This window comes from Leclercia sp. Colony189 (assembly GCF_009740165.1).
Taxonomy (GTDB): Bacteria; Pseudomonadota; Gammaproteobacteria; order Enterobacterales; family Enterobacteriaceae; genus Enterobacter.
The window spans coordinates 4,759,169-4,780,831 of record NZ_CP046557.1 but is presented as its reverse complement, the minus strand read 5'-3'; the positions used below and the strand labels follow the sequence as shown (position 1 = coordinate 4,780,831).

19 protein-coding genes and 1 pseudogene are annotated in these 21,663 nt (G+C 55.0%); 7 read left to right on the top strand and 13 right to left on the bottom strand.

Translation table 11 applies throughout. The features are described from left to right. Position 1: 1 nt before the first annotated feature. Entirely contained in the window at positions 2 to 1,051 is a 1,050-nt protein-coding gene (gene glnL / locus GNG29_RS22800; protein WP_103177578.1) for a nitrogen regulation protein NR(II), read from the bottom strand. Between the two features lie 188 nt (positions 1,052 to 1,239). Then, positions 1,240 to 2,649, bottom strand: a complete 1,410-nt coding sequence (gene glnA, locus GNG29_RS22795; RefSeq protein WP_103177577.1) for a glutamate--ammonia ligase — start codon at positions 2,647 to 2,649, stop codon at positions 1,240 to 1,242. 388 nt (positions 2,650 to 3,037) lie between these two features. Between glnA and typA the strand changes: the two genes are divergently transcribed. Next, positions 3,038 to 4,861: a ribosome-dependent GTPase TypA gene (gene typA, locus GNG29_RS22790; protein WP_103177576.1), complete on the top strand. Its 1,824-nt coding sequence runs from the start codon at positions 3,038 to 3,040 to the stop codon at positions 4,859 to 4,861. 79 nt (positions 4,862 to 4,940) lie between these two features. On the opposite strand, the gene ompL is transcribed toward typA, so the two are convergent. From ompL to yihU, 7 genes are all read right to left on the bottom strand, one after another. After that, positions 4,941 to 5,627, bottom strand: a complete 687-nt coding sequence (gene ompL, locus GNG29_RS22785) for a porin OmpL (RefSeq protein WP_156655411.1) — start codon at positions 5,625 to 5,627, stop codon at positions 4,941 to 4,943. A 75-nt stretch (positions 5,628 to 5,702) separates the two neighbouring features. After that, complete coding sequence (locus GNG29_RS22780; RefSeq protein WP_156655409.1) at positions 5,703 to 7,127, bottom strand: MFS transporter; 1,425 nt, start codon at positions 7,125 to 7,127, stop codon at positions 5,703 to 5,705. A 42-nt stretch (positions 7,128 to 7,169) separates the two neighbouring features. Further along, positions 7,170 to 8,552 (bottom strand): MFS transporter, encoded by a 1,383-nt coding sequence (locus GNG29_RS22775; protein WP_156655408.1) that lies wholly within the window; start codon positions 8,550 to 8,552, stop codon positions 7,170 to 7,172. 45 nt (positions 8,553 to 8,597) lie between these two features. After that, positions 8,598 to 10,622, bottom strand: a complete 2,025-nt coding sequence (locus GNG29_RS22770; RefSeq protein WP_156655406.1) for an alpha-glucosidase — start codon at positions 10,620 to 10,622, stop codon at positions 8,598 to 8,600. Positions 10,623 to 10,639: 17 nt separating this feature from the next. Beyond that, a complete protein-coding gene (yihS, locus tag GNG29_RS22765) occupies positions 10,640 to 11,881 on the bottom strand; it encodes a sulfoquinovose isomerase (RefSeq protein WP_156655404.1) in 1,242 nt (413 codons plus the stop codon). Between the two features lie 14 nt (positions 11,882 to 11,895). Next, on the bottom strand, positions 11,896 to 12,771 hold the full coding sequence (gene yihT, locus GNG29_RS22760; protein WP_103177570.1) for a sulfofructosephosphate aldolase: 876 nt from the start codon (positions 12,769 to 12,771) through the stop codon (positions 11,896 to 11,898). 17 nt (positions 12,772 to 12,788) lie between these two features. Next, positions 12,789 to 13,679, bottom strand: coding sequence for a sulfolactaldehyde 3-reductase (yihU, locus tag GNG29_RS22755; RefSeq protein ID WP_156655402.1), 891 nt, complete (start codon positions 13,677 to 13,679; stop codon positions 12,789 to 12,791). Positions 13,680 to 13,834: 155 nt separating this feature from the next. Here yihU and GNG29_RS22750 point away from each other — a divergent pair, with 155 nt between their 5' ends. The 6 genes from GNG29_RS22750 (at position 13,835) to fabY (ending at position 18,580) form a co-directional block, all read left to right on the top strand. Continuing rightward, a complete protein-coding gene (locus tag GNG29_RS22750) occupies positions 13,835 to 14,731 on the top strand; it encodes a sugar kinase (RefSeq protein ID WP_156655400.1) in 897 nt (298 codons plus the stop codon). 34 nt (positions 14,732 to 14,765) lie between these two features. Beyond that, on the top strand, positions 14,766 to 15,566 hold the full coding sequence (locus tag GNG29_RS22745; RefSeq protein ID WP_156655399.1) for a DeoR/GlpR family DNA-binding transcription regulator: 801 nt from the start codon (positions 14,766 to 14,768) through the stop codon (positions 15,564 to 15,566). A 119-nt stretch (positions 15,567 to 15,685) separates the two neighbouring features. Beyond that, the gene (gene yihX, locus GNG29_RS22740) at positions 15,686 to 16,285 is read left to right on the top strand and encodes a glucose-1-phosphatase (protein WP_103177566.1); all 600 of its coding nucleotides are present in this window, start codon (positions 15,686 to 15,688) and stop codon (positions 16,283 to 16,285) included. After that, complete coding sequence (locus GNG29_RS22735) at positions 16,279 to 17,160, top strand: virulence factor BrkB family protein (protein WP_114316354.1); 882 nt, start codon at positions 16,279 to 16,281, stop codon at positions 17,158 to 17,160. The genes yihX and GNG29_RS22735 overlap by 7 nt, the downstream gene beginning before the upstream one ends. Continuing rightward, complete coding sequence (gene dtd / locus GNG29_RS22730; protein WP_103177564.1) at positions 17,157 to 17,594, top strand: D-aminoacyl-tRNA deacylase; 438 nt, start codon at positions 17,157 to 17,159, stop codon at positions 17,592 to 17,594. Before GNG29_RS22735 ends, dtd begins: the two co-directional genes overlap by 4 nt. A gap of 44 nt (positions 17,595 to 17,638) precedes the next feature. Further along, positions 17,639 to 18,580, top strand: coding sequence for a fatty acid biosynthesis protein FabY (fabY, locus tag GNG29_RS22725; protein ID WP_032615389.1), 942 nt, complete (start codon positions 17,639 to 17,641; stop codon positions 18,578 to 18,580). Between the two features lie 68 nt (positions 18,581 to 18,648). On the opposite strand, the gene GNG29_RS22720 is transcribed toward fabY, so the two are convergent. From GNG29_RS22720 to GNG29_RS22705, 4 genes and pseudogenes are all read right to left on the bottom strand, one after another. Further along, the gene (locus GNG29_RS22720; protein ID WP_156655397.1) at positions 18,649 to 19,209 is read right to left on the bottom strand and encodes an Ail/Lom family outer membrane beta-barrel protein; all 561 of its coding nucleotides are present in this window, start codon (positions 19,207 to 19,209) and stop codon (positions 18,649 to 18,651) included. Between the two features lie 161 nt (positions 19,210 to 19,370). Beyond that, the gene (locus GNG29_RS22715; protein WP_156655395.1) at positions 19,371 to 20,321 is read right to left on the bottom strand and encodes an alpha/beta hydrolase; all 951 of its coding nucleotides are present in this window, start codon (positions 20,319 to 20,321) and stop codon (positions 19,371 to 19,373) included. Between the two features lie 366 nt (positions 20,322 to 20,687). Next, positions 20,688 to 21,023, bottom strand: a pseudogene (locus GNG29_RS23555) (VENN motif pre-toxin domain-containing protein); the annotation flags it as partial. A 63-nt stretch (positions 21,024 to 21,086) separates the two neighbouring features. Then, positions 21,087 to 21,581 (bottom strand): DUF2569 domain-containing protein, encoded by a 495-nt coding sequence (locus GNG29_RS22705; RefSeq protein WP_156655394.1) that lies wholly within the window; start codon positions 21,579 to 21,581, stop codon positions 21,087 to 21,089. Positions 21,582 to 21,663: the final 82 nt, after the last annotated feature.

Genomic DNA, 21,663 nt, shown 5'->3' with positions numbered 1-21,663 from the left:
TCTATTTCCTGATTGGCAGGTAAACCGAAAACTCGGTATGACCCGGCCAACTGGTAAATTCAATTTTGCCGGAATGCTGATCTATCAAATTACGGGCAATCGATAAGCCAAGCCCGGTCCCGCCTTCACGGCCGCTGACCATCGGGTAAAACAGCGTGTCCTGTAAATGGGAAGGAATGCCCGGACCGTTATCTTCCACATCAATGCGGGCCGCCAGACGGTAGCGTGTGCCGTGCAGGGTGAGCTGAAAGGCGGTGCGGGTACGCAGAATAATCTCTCCGCCTTCCGCCCCCAGCGCCTGCAGGGCGTTGCGCACGATATTCAGTAAAACCTGTTCAATCTGGTCGGGATCGTGCGGCAGTTCCGGCAGGCTGGGATCGTAATCCCGAATTAACCTGACGTTATCTGGCAGTTCCATCGACACCAGCTTGACGACGCGCTCCGCCACTTTGTGAATGCTTTCGGTAACATGCATCCCGGGTTGCTGCGGTCCCAGCAGGCGATCCACCAGGTTCCGCAGGCGGTCGGCCTGTTCAATGATGACGTTGGTGTATTCCGCCAGCGCCGGGTCGGGCAGGGCTTTGGTGAGCAGCTGCGCTGCGCCGCGCAGGCCGCCGAGCGGATTTTTGATCTCATGGGCGAGGCCGCGCACCAGATCGCGGGCGGCAATCTGCTGAGCATGCTGGAGCTGCTCCTGACTCAGGCGACGCTGGTTATCCATCGGCGCCATCTCCAGCAGAATGAGCCCTTCCGGCAGCCGCTGCGCGGTCAGCGACAGAATATGCGAGCGTCCGTCGATCACCAGCGTCACTTCGTTATCGGTAAAACCTTGCCCCGCCTGCAGACTCTCCTGCATCAGGCCGATATTCAGGGAAAAATAACTCAACAGCTCGGGCAGCGGCGCGCCAAACAGTTTGCGTGAACTTTGCGCCAGTAACTGCTGGGCCGCGGGATTGGCGTAATGCACCGCCAGATCGTCATCGACCAGTAAAATGCTGTTGATAAGAGAATTGAGGATCTGCCCAGCATCGGGCAGCGTGCCAGTTGCCATTCAGCAGTCTCCTGGAGTTGTTTGCACTATTTTAGTGCAGTATAGCGTTTTTACGGCGAAAAACGCGTCAGATCAGCTTGTTGGCGGTGAAAAAAGCCCATCCGAAGATGGGCTGAAAAGTTTCCACGGCAACAAAAAAAACGGCTATCAATCTCGCGCGGAAAAGGCCGCGCGACAGGGATTGAAGATTAGACGCTGTAGTACAGTTCGAACTCAACCGGGTGCGGCGTCATGCGAACGCGGTCGTTCTCTTCCATACGCAGTGCGATGTAAGCATCGATCGCTTCGTCAGTGAACACGCCGCCCGCAGTCAGGAACTCGCGGTCTGCGTCCAGCGCCAACAGGGCTTCTTCCAGAGAACCGGCAACCTGTGGGATCTCTTTCGCTTCTTCTGGCGGCAGGTCGTACAGGTTTTTGTCCATCGCTTCGCCCGGGTGGATCTTGTTCTTGATACCGTCCAGACCCGCCATCAGCAGTGCTGCGAAGCACAGGTATGGGTTAGCAGCTGGGTCCGGGAAGCGCACTTCGATACGACGTGCTTTCGGAGAAGCTACCACCGGAATACGGATAGAAGCAGAACGGTTACGGGCAGAGTAGGCCAGCATTACTGGCGCTTCGTAGCCTGGGACCAGACGCTTGTAGGAGTTAGTAGTTGGGTTCGCCAGGGCGTTGATCGCTTTAGCGTGTTTGATAACACCACCGATGTAGTGCAGTGCCTGCTCGGACAGACCCGCATACTTGTCGCCAGCGAACAGGTTAGTCCCGTTCTTGGACAGGGACATGTGGCAGTGCATACCGGAACCGTTGTCGCCAAACATTGGTTTTGGCATGAAGGTCGCGGTTTTACCGAAGCGGTGCGCAACGTTGTGAACAACGTATTTGTAGATCTGAATTTCGTCCGCTTTCTTGGTCATGGTGTTGAAACGGGTGGCGATTTCGTTCTGGCCAGCAGTTGCAACTTCATGGTGATGGGCTTCAACAACCAGACCCATCTCTTCCATAATCAGACACATGGTAGAACGGATGTCCTGGGAAGAGTCAACCGGTGGAACCGGGAAGTAACCGCCTTTAACGGCTGGACGGTGACCTTTGTTACCGCCTTCGTATTTGGTGGAGGAGTTCCATGCGCCTTCGATATCATCGATAGCAACGTGGGAACCGGAAGTGGTCGCACCAAAACGGATGTCGTCGAACAGGAAGAACTCTGGCTCTGGCCCGAACAGAACGGTGTCTGCGATGCCGGTGGAGCGCAGATACTCTTCAGCGCGTTTAGCGATAGAGCGTGGGTCGCGGTCGTAACCCTGCAGGGTGCCTGGCTCAAGAATATCGCAACGGATGATCAGGGTAGACTCTTCGAAGAACGGGTCAATGAGGGCAGTAGATGCGTCAGGCATCAGAACCATGTCGGATTCGTTGATACCTTTCCAGCCACCAATGGAGGAGCCGTCAAACATTTTGCCTTCTTCAAAGAATTCGGCATTCACCTGATGAGCAGGAATAGTGACGTGCTGTTCTTTACCTTTGGTATCGGTGAAGCGCAGATCAACAAACTTCACTTCATGTTCGTTCAGCATCGTCAAAACGTGTTCAGCGGACATACTTAACTCTCCAGATTGGTCATTGTCGTCGTGGTAACGAGGTCTTCAAATTCTGTATAAGGCAGGCGGTGGTGCCTTTTGTTGCCGTATTTTTTATAAAGCGAAATCTGTGCCAACTTTTAAAACACCCCAAAAAGGCGCTATCATGCGCACCGTAGTGCAAAAGGGCTGCACCACGGTGGTTTTGTTGCACCATTATAGTGCTTCAATGTGAACATTGAGCACCATATTGGTGCAATTTACGTTAAAGTGCCCTTTTACCGCTCCGTGAAAGCGATCACAAAGCATCTCTGCGATACTTGTTTGCGGGGGATGTTTGTGATCCTGTTTTGTAGTGCGATTAATCCGTGTACAATAACGCGCTATTTCTAATGCCTGAGGCAAAGTTGTGATCGAAAATCTGCGTAATATCGCCATCATCGCGCACGTTGACCATGGTAAAACTACCCTGGTTGATAAGCTGCTGCAGCAATCCGGTACGTTCGATGCGCGTGCCGAAACTCAAGAACGCGTGATGGACTCCAACGATTTGGAGAAAGAGCGTGGGATTACCATCCTCGCTAAAAACACCGCGATCAAATGGAATGACTACCGTATCAACATCGTTGATACCCCAGGGCACGCCGACTTCGGTGGTGAAGTTGAGCGCGTGATGTCCATGGTGGATTCCGTGCTGCTGGTGGTTGACGCATTTGACGGCCCAATGCCGCAGACGCGCTTCGTAACCAAAAAAGCATTCGCCCATGGCCTGAAGCCAATCGTGGTAATCAACAAAGTTGACCGTCCTGGCGCGCGTCCTGACTGGGTTGTTGATCAGGTCTTCGACCTGTTCGTTAACCTGGATGCGACCGACGAACAGCTGGACTTCCCGATCGTTTATGCGTCTGCGCTGAACGGTATCGCTGGTCTGGACCACGAAGACATGGCTGAAGACATGACCCCGCTGTACCAGGCGATTGTTGACCATGTTCCGGCACCAAACGTCGATCTCGACGGTACCCTGCAGATGCAGATCTCTCAGCTGGACTACAACAACTACGTTGGTGTAATCGGCATTGGTCGTATCAAGCGCGGTAAAGTGAAGCCAAACCAGCAGGTCACTATCATCGATAGCGAAGGTAAAACCCGTAACGGTAAAGTCGGTAAAGTGCTGACTCACCTGGGCCTTGAGCGTATCGAGAGCGACATTGCGGAAGCTGGCGACATCATCGCTATCACCGGTCTGGGCGAGCTGAACATCTCTGACACCATCTGCGACCCGCAGAATGTGGAAGCGCTGCCAGCGCTGTCTGTTGATGAGCCGACCGTAACCATGTTCTTCAACGTCAACACCTCTCCGTTCTGTGGTAAAGAAGGTAAGTTCGTTACCTCTCGTCAGATCCTTGACCGCCTGAACAAAGAGCTGGTGCACAACGTTGCGCTGCGCGTTGAAGAAACCGAAGACGCTGATGCATTCCGCGTTTCTGGTCGTGGTGAGCTGCACCTGTCTGTTCTGATCGAAAACATGCGTCGTGAAGGTTTCGAAATGGCGGTTTCCCGTCCGAAAGTTATCTTCCGTGAAATCGATGGCCGTAAACAAGAGCCATTCGAGAACGTGACGCTGGACGTTGAAGAGCAGCATCAGGGTTCTGTAATGCAGGCTCTGGGTGAGCGTAAAGGCGACCTGAAAAACATGAATCCAGATGGCAAAGGCCGCGTACGTCTCGACTACGTGATCCCAAGCCGTGGCCTGATCGGCTTCCGTTCTGAGTTCATGACCATGACTTCCGGTACCGGTCTGCTGTACTCCACCTTCAGCCACTACGACGACGTCCGTCCGGGCGAAGTGGGCCAGCGTAACAACGGCGTTCTGATCTCCAACGGTCAGGGTAAAGCGGTTGCGTTCGCCCTGTTCAGCCTGCAGGATCGCGGTAAGCTGTTCCTGGGTCACGGTGCAGAAGTTTACGAAGGCCAGATCATCGGTATTCACAGCCGTTCTAACGACCTGACGGTAAACTGCCTGACCGGTAAGAAACTGACCAACATGCGTGCGTCCGGTACTGACGAAGCAACGGTTCTGGTTCCACCGGTTAAGATGACGCTGGAGCAGGCTCTGGAATTCATCGATGACGACGAACTGGTAGAAGTAACACCACAGTCTATCCGTATCCGTAAACGTCACCTGACTGAAAACGATCGTAAACGTGCAATGCGCGGTTCAAAAGAAGATTAATACAGTCAGTCTGTAGGCCGGGTAAGCGCATGCGCCTCCCGGCAGGTAAAAAGCCGCTGAGCGATCAGCGGCTTTTTTATTAGAACGCGTACCGCACGCCCAGACGGATTCGGTACTGCTCGCGGTTGTAATCATTCCATCTGTCCAGCCACTGGAGTTCGAGGTACGGCAGCCAGTTTCTGTCGATTTTATAGCTGAACTTGTTCGTTATTTCCCAGTGGTGATCTTTGCCATTCTTACTGTGGTAATCATTTACCCGCTGGAAAAAGTGCGGCTCAAAGGTGTAGAAAAACGCATCCGCCACTTTAAAATTCCAGTAGTTAGCAAACTCGTGCGTGTCGTTCTTATCCATCTGCCCGTTATAGTCCGGCGTATCGTAATTGTTGTGGTTATAGCGATAGCGGAACGTCAGATTGAACCCATCCGTAAATTTGTAGTTGGTATCTAAATAAACAGCGCCGCCCGACCCTGCGCTGCTGTCGTTAATTAAACCGCCCGGCTGGAAAGTGAGTTTGTCGGTGGGTTTAAAGAGCGGATACCACCCCTCTATTTCGTTATAGCTGTGCTTAAGCTCATCCCATTTCCCCACGTTATAAGCGTTGGTGAACATCAGCCCCGCGCCCATATCGAAGTTATAGCCGGCTCGCAGGATCACCTCATGTAGCTCGGAGGCCGTATTGTATGCTTCTCGTGTTTCGACATACGCCCCGGCAAATACCGGGCAGGAGACAGACGACACGATCAGTACAGTAATGATTTTTTTCATAACTTATCCATGTAACAGATAAAGAAAGGCCACCCCTCCCATAGAGAGGGAAGGGATTAATGGCCGGATTTATTGTTATAAAGTGACTGCTGACGCTTTATCGTTGGTGGTTATCTCAGGGGTATTCGCTGATGGTTTTTTTCGGTTTGCAATCTCCTCAATAATAAAGGCGAAGCGCGCTTCGTTGAGTTTATAAAAGAGTCCCATCGTGATGGCGGCGATAATCGCCAGGCCGCAGGGCCAGAGAAAAATAAGCTGGCGCAGCCCCAGCAGCGTGCCTGCGCTCTGCACCGCATGGGGCACGTAACCGATCTGGGTCAGCATAATGCCAGGCAAGAAACCGGCGAGGGCCGCGGAGATTTTGCGCGAGAAGGTATAGCCGGTATAAACCGACCCTTCGGCGCGAATGCCGGTTTTCCACTCGCCATAATCAACGGTATCCGGCACCAGGGCCCAGTTCAGACTGTTGACGAAAGCGGTGCCGAAAAAGGCCATACAGGAAAAGAGCACAAACAGCAGGGAGTTGCTCCCCCAGAAGAAGTTCAGCACGTCGCCCACCGCCCATAGCGTCAGCCCGCCCAGGTAAACCGGTTTTTTGCCGAAACGCTTAACCGCGCCGGGCACCAGAAACACGCCGACCAGAATACAGCCCATGCTGAAAAAGCCCATCCACGACAGCAGGTGCAGATCGTTCAGCACGTACTGGGTGTAATAGACCTGAATCGCCAGCTTGATGTTAAAGGCGGCAAGGGTACAGAGGTTGGCGATGCATAAGACCAGCAGCGGCGGGTTGCGGAAAATCGCGCAGAACGATTTCAGAATGCCGGGTTTATGGTGATCGGGTGTGATCTCCACATAGCGCTCTTTCACGCCGCTATAGCACCACCACATGCAGAACAGCCCGCCTGTGACAAACACCAGAGCGGCAACCAGATAGCCGAGGGAGGGCTGGCTGACGAACAGCGCCTGAATGGGCATAAAGCCGACGGTGCAGAGCAACAACCCCACCGTTGCGCCGCCCTGACGCCACGCCGCCAGCTGCGCGCGCTCGTTCGGGTTTTTGGTGATGGCCGGGACCATCGCACCGTAGGCGCAGTTCATCAGGCTATAGCAGAGGCCGAACATCATAAAGAGCACGGTGGCGATAGCCGTTTTCACCGTCAGGCTAAAGTCGTTAGCCATAAACTGCGCCGCGGCAACCAGCGCAACGGGTACCGAAGCATAGAGAATAAAGGGCCGGAATTTTCCCCGTGCGCCGATATTTCGCCGGGAGTCCACCAGCACGCCGGTCAGCATGTCGGTAAAGGCGGTAAAGAACTTCGCCACCAAAAAAATAATGCCACCATAGAACGCGGGCATGCCCAGTTCGTCGGTGTAAAACTTCAGCAGATAGAGCGTGCCGATACAGAGCATCAGATTCGAGCCAAAATCGCCCATCCCGTAGGCGCACTTCTCTCGCAGGCTCAATTTCAGGGTTAACGGATCAGTGTTATGTGTCATGGTCGATCCTCAGAGCGCCCATAGGGCGCTCCATCTCGTCATTTATGCGGTACGTTTACGCAGTTCGATCTCTTCCACGATGCGCACATACATCTTTTCGTTGAGGTTGTAGAAACAGCCCATCGCCACGATGGTGATGACTGCCAGCAGGCTGGGGTAGATAAATATCAGCTGCCGCAGCCCTTCAACGGTCCCGGCGGATTGCACCACGTTGGGCACATAGCCGATCTGCGTAAGCATCATCCCCGGGAAGAAGCCCGCCAGTGCCTGGGATACCTTCCTGAAGAAGGTAAAGCCGGTGTAAACCGTCCCCTCAGAGCGCACGCCGGTGCGCCACTCGCCATATTCCACGGTATCGGACACCAGCGCCCAGTTCAGGCTGTTCACAAATGCGGAGCCAAAGAAGGCCAGACAGGAGAACGCCACAAAGCTCACCGAGCCACTGCCGAAGAAGTAGTTGAGCAGATCGCCCGCCACCCAAATCATCAGCCCGCTGATATAGACCTTTTTCTTGCCGAAGCGCCGCACCGCGCCGGGCATCATAAAGACGCCGATAAAAATACAGCCCATGCTGAAGAAGCCCATGTATGACAGCAGGATCGGGTCGTTCAGCACGTACTGCGTGTAGTAAACCTGAATGGCGAGCTTGACGTTAAAGGCACCCAGCGTGCAGAGGTTGGCGATGCAGAGAATAAACAGCGGACGGTTCCCGGCGATGGCGCGAAACGACTGCAACAGTCCCGGTTTTTGCGCCGGATTAGCAGGCTGCGTTTCGACGTAACGCTCGGTCACGCCCTTATAGCACCACCACATAAAGAACAGCCCGAACAGCGAGAAAAGGGTGGCGGCAAAGATATAGCCAAGCTGGTCATTGCCCTCAATCAGGTTCATTACCGGGACAAAACCGACGGTACAGAGCAGCAGGCCAAGCGTGGCACCGCCCTGACGCCAGGCGGCCAGCGAGGCGCGCTCGTCCGGGTTTTTGGTAATGGCGGGCACCATCGCGCCGTAAGAGCAGTTCATCATGCTGAAGAACAGGCCGTACAGCATGAAGAGCACCGTCGCCATCACCGTTTTACCGGTGATTTCAAACGGCGTGCCGACGAAGTTGGCAATCGCCAGCAGCGTCACCGGGAAGGCGGCATACAGTACGAACGGGCGGAATTTTCCTTTCGGGCCGATCTTGCGCCGGGCGTCGAGCATGATCCCGGTGCCCATATCGGTGAAGGCGGTAAAGAACTTGGCAATCAGGAAGATGATCCCGCCGTAGGTCCCCGGCAGGCCCAGCACATCGGTGTAGAACTTCAGCAGATAGAGCGTGCCGATATCCAGCAGGATGTTAGAGCCGAGATCGCCCATCCCGTAGGCGAGTTTTTCTTTAAACGGCAGGCGTAGGGTTGCCGGATCAGAAGTATGTTGACTCATTATTGTTCTCCGTCTGCCCGCAGGTCTCCCCGCGGGCGAGCCTTATCAGATATGACGTAAGGTGCTAAACAGATCTGCCCATTCGCTTTGCTGGCGATAGAAGACCGGCGGTTTGCCGAGTGGGGCCTCAACGGTTATGTCACCGCCCTGGCAGGTTTCACCCGTCCACGCATTCACCCAGCTGTCCTGCGGCAGATAGAGCGACCAGTCATGGCGGCCCTCTTCATACACGGGCGCCACCAGCAGATCGCGGCCAAACAGATACTGGTATTTCAGCGTGTAGGCGCGCGCGTCCTCTTCATAGTGCAGGAACAGCGGGCGCATCACCGGCAGGCCGCTTTTCGCGTTCTGCGCGACGGCAGCTTTGATATACGGTTTCAGGGTGGTGAAGACGGTGGTCATACGCGCAAAGTGAGCGATGGTTTCGGCGTCGCCATCGAACTGCCAGTTGTCGCCAGGACGGTTGCCTTCGTGGGTACGCATCATCGGCGTAAAGGCGCTGAAATCGCACCAGCGCAGCAGCAGCTCTTTGGTGCGTTTCATCTCGAACAGGGTGGTATAGCCGCCGATGTCGCTGTGGTGCAGCCCGTGACCGGTCATCGCCAGAGACAGCGCAGCAGGTACGACGGACGCCAGACCGTCGTCCAGGCTCCAGTCGACGTTCTGATCTCCCGCCCACATCATCACCGAGTGCTTCTGGCTGCCGGTATAACCCGCGCGCATGAAGAACAGGATCTCGCCGAGCTTGCCGGTCTCTTCCAGCGCCTCGTAGTTACATTTCGCCCACAGGGCAGGCCAGGCGTTATGCATGATCTCCGCGCTGACGCCGTTGTGCAGGAAGGTATCGGTTGGCAGATATTCGCCAAAATCGGCCATCCAGCCGCCGCAGCCCAGCTCGATCAGGTTCTTTTTGATCACCTCTTTGTACCAACCGTAGGCTTCCGGGTTGGTCAGGTCGATTACGCCCGCGTAGAACTCGCCGAACTCGACGTGGTACTCCTTGCCGTCGGCATTTTTGGTCAGATAGCCGCGTTTTGCCGCCTCTTCGCAGAGATCTTTGTCGCTGGCGACGTAGGGGTTGATATAGGAGAGGAACTGTACCCCTTCCTGTTTCCACTGCGCAATACGCTCATCAAGCTGCGGATAGAGCTCGCTGTTCCACTTCCAGTTCCACATCACGCGTTTGCCGAAGGAGGTCATGCGGATGCCGGACCAGTCCTGCGCCCAGATGGCGTTCACCTTCACGCCGCCTTCGCGCATGAGGTCGAGCTTCTGCTGGCACACGTCGGTGCCGCCCTGAATACCCAGCGTCACCCCGTCGTAAACCCAGTCCGGCAGCTCCGGCTGACGCCCCAGCAGGCCGGTGAGTTTTTCCAGCAGATCGACATAGGTTTCTGCGCAGTCGAAGCGCAGCGTGGCGTTATCTTCCCAGAACGCCAGCTCGTGGAAGTCTGGCGCACTGAAGTCGAAGTTCATGTAGCAGCTGTTATCCACGTGGCAGTAGTACTTCTGGGTGCTCACAAAGGTGGGTTGCGGGAAGAAGGTCCAGTAGTAATCCCCGCCCGCGTTCTCTTTGCAGTCGGCCTGCCAGGTCACGTAAGTCTGCTTATTGCGGCCCACCCCCTGTTCGCTGGTCCACAGCGGGAACGGCTTGCCGCGCAGGTCGAAGTAGGAGAACTGCTCCCCGCAGCCGTAGATATGATCTTCAGGCTGGGCCGCCAGCCGCAGCCAGATGCGGTTATGGCGGGTGGCATCGTTTTTGAGCTTTAACGTCAGGCGGCCTTCCGTATCAAGATCTACCAGCAGCGTGGCGCTTACCGCATCGCCACGGGTGAAGCGGATCGCCCAGCCTGCGCTTTGCTGTGTAACGGTCGCGTCCGTCAGGGCGATTTTTTCGTTGAGCTTGTCTTTGATGCTGAAGTTGCCGCGAAACATTTCGATATCGGCAACGCCCGCGCCGATCCACAGGCAAGGTTCATCGGTGGAGTGGGATAAAATCAGACGGTCCTGCCAGCGCAGGGTGAAGCCATGTTCGTTATTTTTCAGATCAATATTGTGTAGGGTACGCATAGAAAACTCCGTCTTTATTATTTGGCCTGGCTATCCAGTAATCCGGCGGCTACGGCAGGGGCTAAGCCCGGGGCCAGCGGCAGGCGGGGGATCACCAGGCAGTGCAGCAGGTGGTAAATATCCTGCTTGCCGTCCCAGACTTTGGTGGTCACTTCGTTGTTGGTGTCCAGCTCCTGCCACCAGGAGCCGTTCTCGTAATCCATCAGGTATTTGATGCAGTAATCCCACCATTTCTGATACCAGGCTTCGTACTGCGCCTCGCCGGTCACGGTATAGAGGGCATAGGCCGTGCCCATCGCTTCGACGATCGGCCAGCGCACGCGTTCGCGCACAATAGGCTTACCATCCCAGCCGACGGAGTAGACGAAGCCGTCGGCCCCGTCCGGCGCCCAGGCATCGCGGATGGTGGCGTGGAACAGTCCTTTTGCGTCTTCCAGCAGCCACGCTGGCGGGGTTTCAAAGCGGGCTTCCAGTGCGGCGCGCAGATGCAACATCAGACGGCCCCACTCAATCCAGTGTCCCGGCGTACCGCCGTAGGCGCGGAAACGGTGGGCAGGGTTATCGATGTTGTAGTCGCGGATCGGGTTCCAGTTGGTGTCAAAATGCTCGTTAACGCGATACTCACCCTTGCGCGCCACGTCGTGAATAATCACCGAGGCGATGCGCAGGGCGCGGTCGAGCCATTTGCGATCGTGGGTGACGTCATAGACGATGAGGAAGGCTTCCACAGCGTGCATATTGGCATTGCCGCCACGGTAATCTTCCGTTTTGCTGAAGGCTTCGTCCCAGGATTCCAGGCACATTTGCTCCTGTTCGCTCCAGAAGTAGCGCTCAATCACCTCGATGGCGTCGTCCAGCAGCTTGCGCGCCTGCGGATGTCCGGTGGTAACGGCGCTCGCCGCGCCGAGCAGCACGAAGAAGTGCTGATAGCCCTGCTTGGAGGCATCCATCACCCCTTCATCGTTAACGCAGGCGTACCAGCCGCCATGCTGTTTGTCGCGCAGCGGGCCGTTCAGGGCATTGATGCCGTGCTCAACCAGGGCGTATGCACCCGGGCGCCCCATATTGGCGGCCACCGCGTAGACGTGCAGCATACGGGCGGTGATCCACAGATGCGTGCCCATATCGCTGCGAACCTGGCCGTTATTGCCCAGCCAGCCAAAGCCGGTGGGAACGGCGGCGTTTTTGCCGAAGTCGAGAATGCGGTCGGTCTCTTGTTCGAGCCAGCGGTTATGGCTCAGGGTGTTAAACCATTTCATATTCGGGTCCTCTCTTAACGGCGGGCCATCATTTCGTCGACGATCTCGCCCAGACGCTGTAGTTTTGGTACAGAAATATCGCGGAGCATCAGCCCGGTGTCCGGCAGGCCAATCACTGATGACCAGACGGCGCGACCAGCTAAAAAGCCTGACGCGCCCGCCTGCATCGCCACGCTTACGGCGCGCGGGAAGAGCTTGTCGTCCACGCCGGAGGAGAGGATGACCCAGGGCATGTTGATCTGTTCGTTGAGCTTCTGCGAGGCCGCCAGCAGCGCCTGCTGCGTGCCTTTGCCAAACAGCGGCATCTCCACTTTGTAGAGATCGGCACCGCTGTCTCCCAGCTCTTTGGCCGCGTCGATAATCGCCTGCTCGCGGTTAAACGCGGCACCGCGGCGCGGCGGACGCACCACCGGCTCGATAATGCTCAACAGACCGTTGTCGTGACACAGCGTGTTGAACGCCTTCACCATCTCCAGACGCTGCTGCGGATCTTCGTCGCTGCGCCACAGCACCAGCAGCTTCAGCGCCTTGCCGCCATCGCGTTTGACCGCCTGCGCGTCGACATTCTTGTCGATCACCACGCTGTCGACAGGAATACCGTTCCCCGGAATAAACTCGTCAGCGGCCACAATCATCGCGCAGCTTTTCGCAACCGCGTGCTGCTCCACGATCTGGCGATAGCAGAACTGCTGGTCGACGAGGATCGCGGAGGCGTATGGCGACAGAATTTTCGCCGCGTTGACCTTAAAATCCGTCAGATGCTGGTCCGTGACCGGCACCGGCGCGCCTGCCGCAGCAAACATCAGGCGCATCGCTTCGCGCTGATCGACGGCCAGCATGGCAAAACCGCCGGAAGGTCGGGTGATATCTTTCAGGGTGTACATCGTCATTCCTCAGTCCTTTCGTATCAGTGTGATTTTTTCAGCCCGGCGGATGCGCGAACCTGTTCGAGAATGGCTGTCCAGTCTTCGCGCCCACGCCCGGCGGCGCGGGCCTGGTTGTAAACTTCGCGGGAGGCGGCGCCCAGCGGCATCGGAACGTGGAGCTGGTTGGCCACGTCCAGAGCGATCCCCAGATCTTTATGTGCAAGGTCGATCATAAAGGCGGGAGAAAGATCCCCTTTCAGCACCTTGTTCGGCCAGGAGGTGGTGAAGTGGCCTTTGCCCGCAGGGGTGCCGCTCATCACCTTCAGCGCCACCTCGAAAGAGAGGCCGAGGGCTTCACACAGCACGGCCGCCTCGGCAGAGAGGGCGTTCAGGGCGATACTCATGTAGTTATTGATGAGCTTCACGCGGATGCCCATGCCCGGCCCGCCGGAGTTAATCAGCTCATTGCCCATCGCCATTAAGACGGGGGTAGCGCGCTCAACCTGCTGCGCCGTACCGCCTGCCAGCAGGAGCAGCGTGCCGGCGATGGCGTGGTCAGAGGTGCGCCCGACGGGCACATCCATCAGGCTGAAGCCGCGTTCAGCCATGTCGCGGATCAGGGCGTCGGTTTGCAGGGGATGAATGGTGGACATATCGATCACCAGCGCATTGCGGGATAACCCTTCGCACACGCCGTGCTCGCCGAACAGTACGCTGCGCACCAGATCACCGTTGGGCAGCATGGTGATAACGAATTCGGCGTCCATTGCAGCCTGCGCGGGCGTAGTTGCTGCCTGGGCACCGCTTGCAACCAGCGTCTGAACCGCCTGGGGGTTCACATCAAAGACATGAAGCTGGTGGCCTTGCTTCAACAGATTCTTCGCCATTGGCGCGCCCATCTGCCCTAAACCGATAAATGCGATTGCTGACATGCCTCTCTCCTGTCATATCGTGTCAATTTTTGCGCGTTTATGTTGTCTGTTTTTGATCGTATTTGTAATTTATAGTCAAAAAATAGACATGGGTCACTTTTTAAACATTTGGTGAAATTAAAATGAGCGCAACAGAAAACGCAGAAGGAATCACCATGACTCGCATCGTTTGTGTTGGCATCACCGTGCTGGATCGCATCTGGTATCTCGATGATTTACCAAAGGAAGGTGGGAAATATGTCGCAAAAAATTATACGGAAGTGGGCGGCGGCCCGGCAGCAACCGCGGCGGTGGCGGCGGCAAAGCTGGGCGCGAAGGTGGATTTTATTGGCCGGGTGGGGGACGACGATACCGGGACAAGATTGCTCACGGAGCTGGAATCCCTGGGGGTGAATACCCGCTATACGCGCGTCGTGAAAGGTGCCCGCTCGTCCCAGTCCGCCGTGCTGGTGGATGCAGGCGGGGAACGCATTATTGCCAACTATCCCAGCCCGGATCTCCCTGCTTCGGCAGACTGGCTGCATGAAATCGACTTCTCTCAGTGGGACGTCGTATTAGCAGACGTGCGCTGGCATGAAGGGGCCAGAGAGGCGTTTACCCTTGCCCGCCAGCAGGGCGTGCCGACCCTGCTTGATGCGGATGTCACCCCGCAGGATATCGCGGAGCTGATTACCTTAAGCGATCACGCAGCCTTCTCTGCGCCGGGACTGCGGCGTTTAACGCAACGGGAGGAAGTCGAAGAGGCGCTGAAAAAAGCACAAACGCTCACAAATGGACATGTGTATGTCACCCAGGGGCGAGACGGTTGCTTCTGGCTGGAGAACGGCGCGCTATGTCATCAGCCGGGCTTTGAGGTAGAGGTGGTTGATACCACCGGGGCGGGGGATGTTTTCCACGGTGCGCTGGCGGTTGGCCTGGGGCAAAAGCAATCTCCGTTGGAAGCGGTACGCTTCGCCAGCGCTGTTGCAGCACTGAAATGCACGAAGCCTGGCGGACGGGCTGGTATACCTGACTGTGATCAAACCCGCTCTTTTTTGTCACTTTTTGTATAAAATGCGGGGCGTGATGGTTTTCAGAGGACAGCCCATGAGCCTTACCGAACTGACCGGCAACCCGCGTCACGATCAGCTGCTAACGCTGATTGCCGACCGTGGCTATATGAACATTGATGAACTGGCGCAACTGCTGGATGTCTCCACGCAAACGGTGCGCCGGGATATTCGCAAGCTGAGTCAGCAGGGGCTGATTACGCGTCATCATGGCGGCGCGGGCAGGGCATCCAGCGTAGTTAACACCGCCTTCGAGCAGCGCGAAGTCTCCATGACCGAAGAGAAGCGGGCGATAGCCGAAGCCATTGCCGACTACATTCCCGATGGCTCGACCATTTTTATTACCATTGGCACGACGGTAGAGCATGTTGCCCGGGCGCTGCTTAACCATAATCATCTGCGCATCATCACCAACAGCCTGCGGGTGGCGCACATTCTTTATAAGAATCCACGTTTTGAGGTGATGGTCCCCGGCGGCACGCTGCGCCCGCACAATGGAGGCATTATCGGGCCTGCCGCCACGGCGTTCATCTCTGGCTTTCGCGCAGATTATCTGGTGACCAGCGTCGGCGCGATCGAGCAAGACGGCGCGATGATGGAGTTCGATGTCAATGAAGCCAGCGTGGTGAAAACCATGATGGCCCACGCCCGGCATATCTTACTGGCGGCCGATCATACGAAATATCACGCCTCTGCTGCGGTTGAAATTGGTAACGTGGCGCAGGCGACGGCGCTCTTTACTGACGAGCTACCCGGCTCCGCGCTGCAAACGCACCTTAAATCGAGCAAAGTTGAAGTCATTGAAGTCAATTCAAACGACGAACAGCAGGCGGGTTAACCCTCTTCCGGTCCGACGGTGAGCGTCGGGCCGTTCCTTTCTTTAAGCTGAAGCTGGCGCATAGCCAAACATCTCCTTTCCCGCTACAGTTACTTTTCACGGCAAACAAGGAGAGAGAAATGCTCTATATCTTTGATTTAGGAAACGTAATTGTCGATATCGACTTCAATCGCGTGCTGGGCGCCTGGAGTAATTTCAGTCGCGTGCCGCTGGCGACGCTTAAACAAAGTTTTACGATGGGCGAGGCTTTTCATCAGCATGAGCGCGGTGAGATTTCGGATGAAGTTTTTGCCGAAAAGCTCTGCCATGAGATGGCCCTCCCCCTCAGTTACGAGCAATTTTCCCATGGATGGCAGGCGGTCTTTGTCGGTATCCGCCCTGAAGTGATTGCCATCATGCACAAACTGCGCGAGCAGGGGCATCGGGTGGTGATACTTTCCAACACCAATCGTCTGCACACCACCTTCTGGCCAGAAGAGTATCCCGAAGTGAAAGCGGCTGCGGACAAGATCTATCTCTCTCAGGAGATGGGAATGCGTAAGCCGGAGGCGCGTATCTATCAGGCCGTCCTGCAGGCGGAAGGATTCTCTGCCGCCGATGCCGTCTTTTTTGACGATAACGTCGATAATATAGAGGGAGCTAACCAGGCAGGTATCACGTCAATTCTGGTGACCGGAAAAGAGACGATACCGAACTACTTTGCGAAGCAGTTATGCTAAAAAACGTTCATCAAAAAGCCAGCCACCACACCAGGCCGCTGCGTGCGTGGCTAAAACTCCTCTGGCACCGCATTGATGAGGACAACATGACCACGCTGGCAGGCAACCTTGCCTACGTGTCGTTGCTCTCTCTGGTGCCGCTGGTGGCGGTCATCTTTGCGCTTTTCGCCGCCTTTCCGATGTTTTCGGACGTTAGCCTGCAGCTGCGGCATTTTGTCTTTGCCAACTTTATGCCGGCAACCGGGGATGTCATCCAGAACTACATTGAGCAGTTTGTTGCTAACTCCAGCAAGATGACGGCGGTCGGGGCGGTGGGCCTTATTGTCACCGCGCTGTTGCTGATGTACGCCATTGATAGTGCCCTGAACACTATCTGGCGCAGCACCCGCGCACGGCCTAAAGTTTACTCGTTTGCGGTCTACTGGATGATCCTGACCCTGGGGCCATTACTGGCTGGAGCCAGTCTGGCGATCAGTTCCTATCTGCTCTCTTTGCGTTGGGCCAGCGATCTCAACAGCGTGATTGACGATGTGCTGCGGATCTTTCCGCTGTTCCTCTCCTGGCTCGCTTTCTGGCTGCTATACAGTATTGTGCCTACGACGCGCGTGCCTAACCGGGATGCGATGGTGGGCGCGCTGGTTGCCGCTCTGCTGTTTGAACTGGGCAAGAAAGGATTCGCGCTTTACATCACCATGTTCCCCTCCTATCAACTGATTTATGGCGTGCTAGCAGTGATCCCCATTTTGTTCCTCTGGGTTTACTGGACGTGGTGTATCGTCTTGCTTGGCGCGGAAATTACTGTCACTCTCGGGGTATACCGCGAGCTAAAAAAAGCAGCAGAAGCCGAAAAACAACGAGAAGCAGACCAACCATGATTGCATTGATTCAGCGCGTAACCCGTGCCAGCGTCACCGTGGAGGGGGAAGTGACGGGTGAAATTGGCCCGGGACTTTTAGTCCTGTTAGGTGTCGAAAGGGATGACGACGAGCAAAAAGCCAACCGCTTATGCGAACGCGTGTTGGGTTACCGCATCTTCAGCGATGCGGATGGCAAGATGAACCTTAACGTCCAGCAGGCGGGTGGCAGCGTGCTGGTGGTTTCACAGTTTACGCTGGCGGCTGATACCGAGCGCGGCATGCGCCCCAGCTTTTCTAAAGGGGCGGCGCCGGATCGGGCAGAAGCGCTCTATGAATACTTTGTTGAGCGTTGCCGCCAGCAAGAGATGCATACACAGACCGGACGATTCGCTGCGGATATGCAGGTTTCGCTGGTAAATGATGGCCCTGTCACTTTCTGGCTCCAGATATGAGTGAGCTGACGGTATGGCCGCGGGTAACCAGAGAGAGTACAGCTATGTATCACCTTCGAGTACCGCAAACGGAAGAAGAGTTAGCGCTTTACTACCAGTTCCGCTGGGAGATGTTACGTAAGCCATTACATCAGCCGAAAGGGTCGGAACGCGACGCCTGGGACGCGATGGCGCATCACCAGATGGTGATGGATGAAGAGGGCAATCTTGTCGCGGTTGGGCGGCTCTATATCAATGCTGATAATGAAGCCTCTATCCGCTTTATGGCGGTGCACCCTTCCGTACAGGATAAAGGTCTGGGCACATTAATGGCGATGACGCTGGAGTCCGTAGCCCGCCAGGAGGGTGTTAAGCGCGTCACCTGTAGCGCGCGCGAAGACGCGGTAGAGTTTTTTGCCAAGCTGGGTTTCATAAACCAGGGCGAAATCACCACCCCGCAAACCACCCCGATTCGTCATTTTTTGATGATCAAACCCATCGCCTCGCTGGATGATATTCTGCACCGCGCCGACTGGTGTGGACAGCTACAGCAGGCCTGGTATCAGCACATCCCCCTGAGCGAAAAGATGGGGGTGCGCATTCAGCAGTACACCGGGCAAAAATTTATCACCACCATGCCGGAGATCGGCAACCAGAACCCGCACCACACCCTGTTTGCCGGCAGCCTCTTCTCGCTGGCGACGCTCACCGGTTGGGGGCTTATCTGGCTCATGCTGCGCGAGCGCCATCTTGGTGGCACCATCATTCTGGCCGACGCCCATATTCGCTACAGCGCGCCAATCAGCGGCAAGCCGAGCGCAGTCGCCGACCTGGGTGCCCTGGGTGGCGATCTCGACCGCCTGGCGCGAGGCCGCAAGGCACGTGTGCAGATGCAGGTCGAACTGTTCGGCGATGAAACACCGGGCGCGGTGTTTGAAGGGACCTATATCGTTCTTCCTGCGAAGCCGTATGGCGCGTATGAAGAGGGCGGGAACGAGGAGGAGTAGTGTCCGGGTTCGAGAGTTACCGGTGGTAAAAGAGGTAACTCTCATTTTCATATCGTCAGGCTAATGACTTAAAAACGATAGCCCATGCCCACGTTAAAACCATTAATTGAATAGTCGCGATCCATACTGGCTTTTGTGCCTTCATAGCCGAGATTAATGGAGAGATTATCGACCGGGTTCATCACCATTCCCACTCCCCAGGCGAAAGACGCTGATCGCTCGGAAATACCGTCATGGTGCACTTCATTATGACCATAATTCACCCAGCGGGTATTCCCGGACGCTTTTACCCATGCGGTACCGCCGAGGGCATAGAGTGAAACATAGTCATTAATGCGGTACGCCGGTCCTGCCAGCAAAGAGTAGTAATTTACGTCTATATCATTGTGAACAATGTCGCGGGTTGCTAAATAATCCTGCTTTGTGTTGGCTTTCATCCAAGAGAAAGATCCCAGAAGGCTGACAGGTGAATTGAATTCATACCGATACTGGACGTTAACGCCGTTCAGATTGTCAAAATCGGTTGCCTCGCTGTGCGCAAAGCCAACAGAAAATGTGTGATTATTTGCAACGGCCAGACTGCTGGTCAGAGAGGCTGTCAGTAAAACCGCCAGAGAAAATTTATTCATTGATATAATCCATTAATCAAAGAAATGTAATATTTAATAATGATGGTACGAAGTGAATGTGATAATTATTTATTCTTTATCACATTGTTTTGGCGATTAATTTTGGTGTTCAGATTTTGAGGCTGCAAACCATAATTGCTTTATTGTTAGTATCGGTTTTCTTAATTCGTTTTCTTTGTCTGCTCACCATGCAGAGATCCTGCTGCGGTACTCGCTCGGCAGGCTATATCCTGAATAACATCCCGGGCAGCCTGGCTAATCCCACCCAGTTGAAAGAAGCCGTGAATCACGCCAGACCAGCGTTGACAGGTAGAGTTCACCCCTTGATCGATCAGGTGATGATGCAAGGCTTCGCCTTCGTCGCACAATGGGTCATATTCGGCGGTAATGATATGAGTTTTCGGCAGGCCATAAAAATCGTCCCGCCACAATGGGCTGGCTTCGGGGTGCTTGCGCTCGGTATGAAGAAGATACATGTCGTAACCGCTGAGTAGCGTGTCGCGGGTAATCACGTAGTCCGAACCATTGCGGGTGTAGCTTTCAAAACAGGCCGTTGCGTCGAGCATAGGATAGATAAGAATCAGCTGTGCAGGCTGCCACAAACCCGTGGTTTTGAGCCGCAGCGCAGTGACCAGGGCCAGGTGTCCGCCCGCGCTGTCTCCGCAAAGGGTGATACGGTTTTTATCCACCCCCAACCGTTCGGCGTTTTGCCAGAGCACGTTTGCCCCTTTCTCAGCGTCATCGTGAGCAGCCGGAAAGGTGTGCTCTGGTGCGAGCCGGTATTGCACCGCAATGACCCGGCAGTTGCCGTAATAAGCCAGCTGACGCAGCTGGTTATCATGCGTATCGAAGCCGCCACTAACAAAACAACCCCCATGATAATAGATAACGGCAGGCAGCGTTGCGGGTGCATTGAGCGGTGAGAATATGCGAAAAATAATTCCGTCGAGTTCAAGCTTTGTCACCTGTACACGGGTTTCTTTCTCTCCGGCAAGCACTGTACTGGCAACGTAACCCGCTCTCCGGTCATCAATATTCTGGCGACGAGAAGAAGGTCGCCCTGCGGTGATAAATTCCTGAACCAGTTTATTAATACCCTTTTCCAGTGCCATAGATGCCTCCCTTTTCCTGTATGGATACACAGCGTTATAGCCTGGTTTTATGCAGATGAAAACAGAGGATGGTGATGAGGATTAGAATCTGGAAAGCGGCTCGCAAATGCGAATACAACGGTTTGAATGCGCTTCAATGTATGAGGCGTAAGCGGCGTCTTTTTCATACTGTCTGCTAGCCCGGAGGGTGGTCGATAACTTCCGCCTCGTCGAGCCTGCGCTGCTCGCGCACCCAATCGCGGTCACAACGGTTTCACAGGATACAGGTGGGTTCCCACTGCACGCTTCCCTGATTTGCTCCTGCTGCTCTTTTGTCCATGAATCAACGGTTCCCGGCTTGTTGGCCTCTATAGCCGCCAGGACATGCGCCAGCGAATTATTCTCAACCACCGTCTTCCCGCTCTGCGCCCCGGCCACTGCCGCAGCCGTACCGTCACCCGCCAGGCCGCCCGCAATACCCGCCGCGATGGTTGCCAGGCTGCTGATGGTCTGCTTCTGGCTTTCACTCAGCTCAGCCACCTCCTTCCCGTACATCTCCTTCGCAATCGAGCCTGCCAGCTCCCCGGCCACGGCACCTGCTGCGCCCGCCAGGGCGCTCTGCCCCTGCATGGCGGCGAGGGCGGCATTCGCCACCGCGTGGGCCGCGGCTTTTTCCATGCCGTCCTCCAGCCCGGAACGGTGCCCGATGACCTCCGCCACGTACGCGTATCCTTACTTTTCTTCATTAAGTTATTCTCAACAACAAAGTCATTAAGTTAGATATAGTTATCGACAAAAAACCATATTAATTCTTTTGGAAAAAATAAAATAAGGCATCCATATAACCACACCAAGTATTCCACTTACTAATAATCTTATGTCATCTGAATTCAGCTGCACGTTAAAAAGAATAGCAGGTAATACAGTAAAGTAGAGAGCAATAATTAATCCTGTTGCATAATAAGTGATCATTATTTTTCGAGTTCCTTTTTTGTGTCTAAAAAACAACCATGCTGCATAAAGAGAAATAATGAATCCATATATCAGAAACGAAAATGCTCCCATAGCGTAATAAGATAAAAAACCAATTTCATTAAAATGATTGAATGCAGTCATGGTGAAGCTGTAAAGTCCAATAGCACTACCAATAACACCCAAGATGAGCCCCAAAGCAGGAAGATACAGTAGTCCATTAATTTTGCTTAATTCCTCTTTCTCACAAGCATCACACAATCCAGACGTTTTGTTTGCTTCTATGATTTTACATTTTATACATTCCATTTTTATTCCCTCGTTCATTCATGGTGTGGCGATAATGTTTGGTTTTGTACCCCCATCACATGGATGGGGATTGCTATGTCAT

Coding starts and splice junctions, on each gene's coding strand:
- glnL (WP_103177578.1), bottom strand. CDS start 1,051: ATGGCAACTGGCACGCTGCCCGATGCTGGGCAGATCCTCAATTCTCTT.
- glnA (WP_103177577.1), bottom strand. CDS start 2,649: ATGTCCGCTGAACACGTTTTGACGATGCTGAACGAACATGAAGTGAAG.
- ompL (WP_156655411.1), bottom strand. CDS start 5,627: ATGAAAAAAATCATTACTGTACTGATCGTGTCGTCTGTCTCCTGCCCG.
- GNG29_RS22780 (WP_156655409.1), bottom strand. CDS start 7,127: ATGACACATAACACTGATCCGTTAACCCTGAAATTGAGCCTGCGAGAG.
- GNG29_RS22775 (WP_156655408.1), bottom strand. CDS start 8,552: ATGAGTCAACATACTTCTGATCCGGCAACCCTACGCCTGCCGTTTAAA.
- GNG29_RS22770 (WP_156655406.1), bottom strand. CDS start 10,622: ATGCGTACCCTACACAATATTGATCTGAAAAATAACGAACATGGCTTC.
- yihS (WP_156655404.1), bottom strand. CDS start 11,881: ATGAAATGGTTTAACACCCTGAGCCATAACCGCTGGCTCGAACAAGAG.
- yihT (WP_103177570.1), bottom strand. CDS start 12,771: ATGACGATGTACACCCTGAAAGATATCACCCGACCTTCCGGCGGTTTT.
- yihU (WP_156655402.1), bottom strand. CDS start 13,679: ATGTCAGCAATCGCATTTATCGGTTTAGGGCAGATGGGCGCGCCAATG.
- GNG29_RS22750 (WP_156655400.1), top strand. CDS start 13,835: ATGACTCGCATCGTTTGTGTTGGCATCACCGTGCTGGATCGCATCTGG.
- GNG29_RS22745 (WP_156655399.1), top strand. CDS start 14,766: ATGAGCCTTACCGAACTGACCGGCAACCCGCGTCACGATCAGCTGCTA.
- yihX (WP_103177566.1), top strand. CDS start 15,686: ATGCTCTATATCTTTGATTTAGGAAACGTAATTGTCGATATCGACTTC.
- GNG29_RS22735 (WP_114316354.1), top strand. CDS start 16,279: ATGCTAAAAAACGTTCATCAAAAAGCCAGCCACCACACCAGGCCGCTG.
- dtd (WP_103177564.1), top strand. CDS start 17,157: ATGATTGCATTGATTCAGCGCGTAACCCGTGCCAGCGTCACCGTGGAG.
- fabY (WP_032615389.1), top strand. CDS start 17,639: ATGTATCACCTTCGAGTACCGCAAACGGAAGAAGAGTTAGCGCTTTAC.
- GNG29_RS22720 (WP_156655397.1), bottom strand. CDS start 19,209: ATGAATAAATTTTCTCTGGCGGTTTTACTGACAGCCTCTCTGACCAGC.
- GNG29_RS22715 (WP_156655395.1), bottom strand. CDS start 20,321: ATGGCACTGGAAAAGGGTATTAATAAACTGGTTCAGGAATTTATCACC.
- GNG29_RS22705 (WP_156655394.1), bottom strand. CDS start 21,581: ATGGAATGTATAAAATGTAAAATCATAGAAGCAAACAAAACGTCTGGA.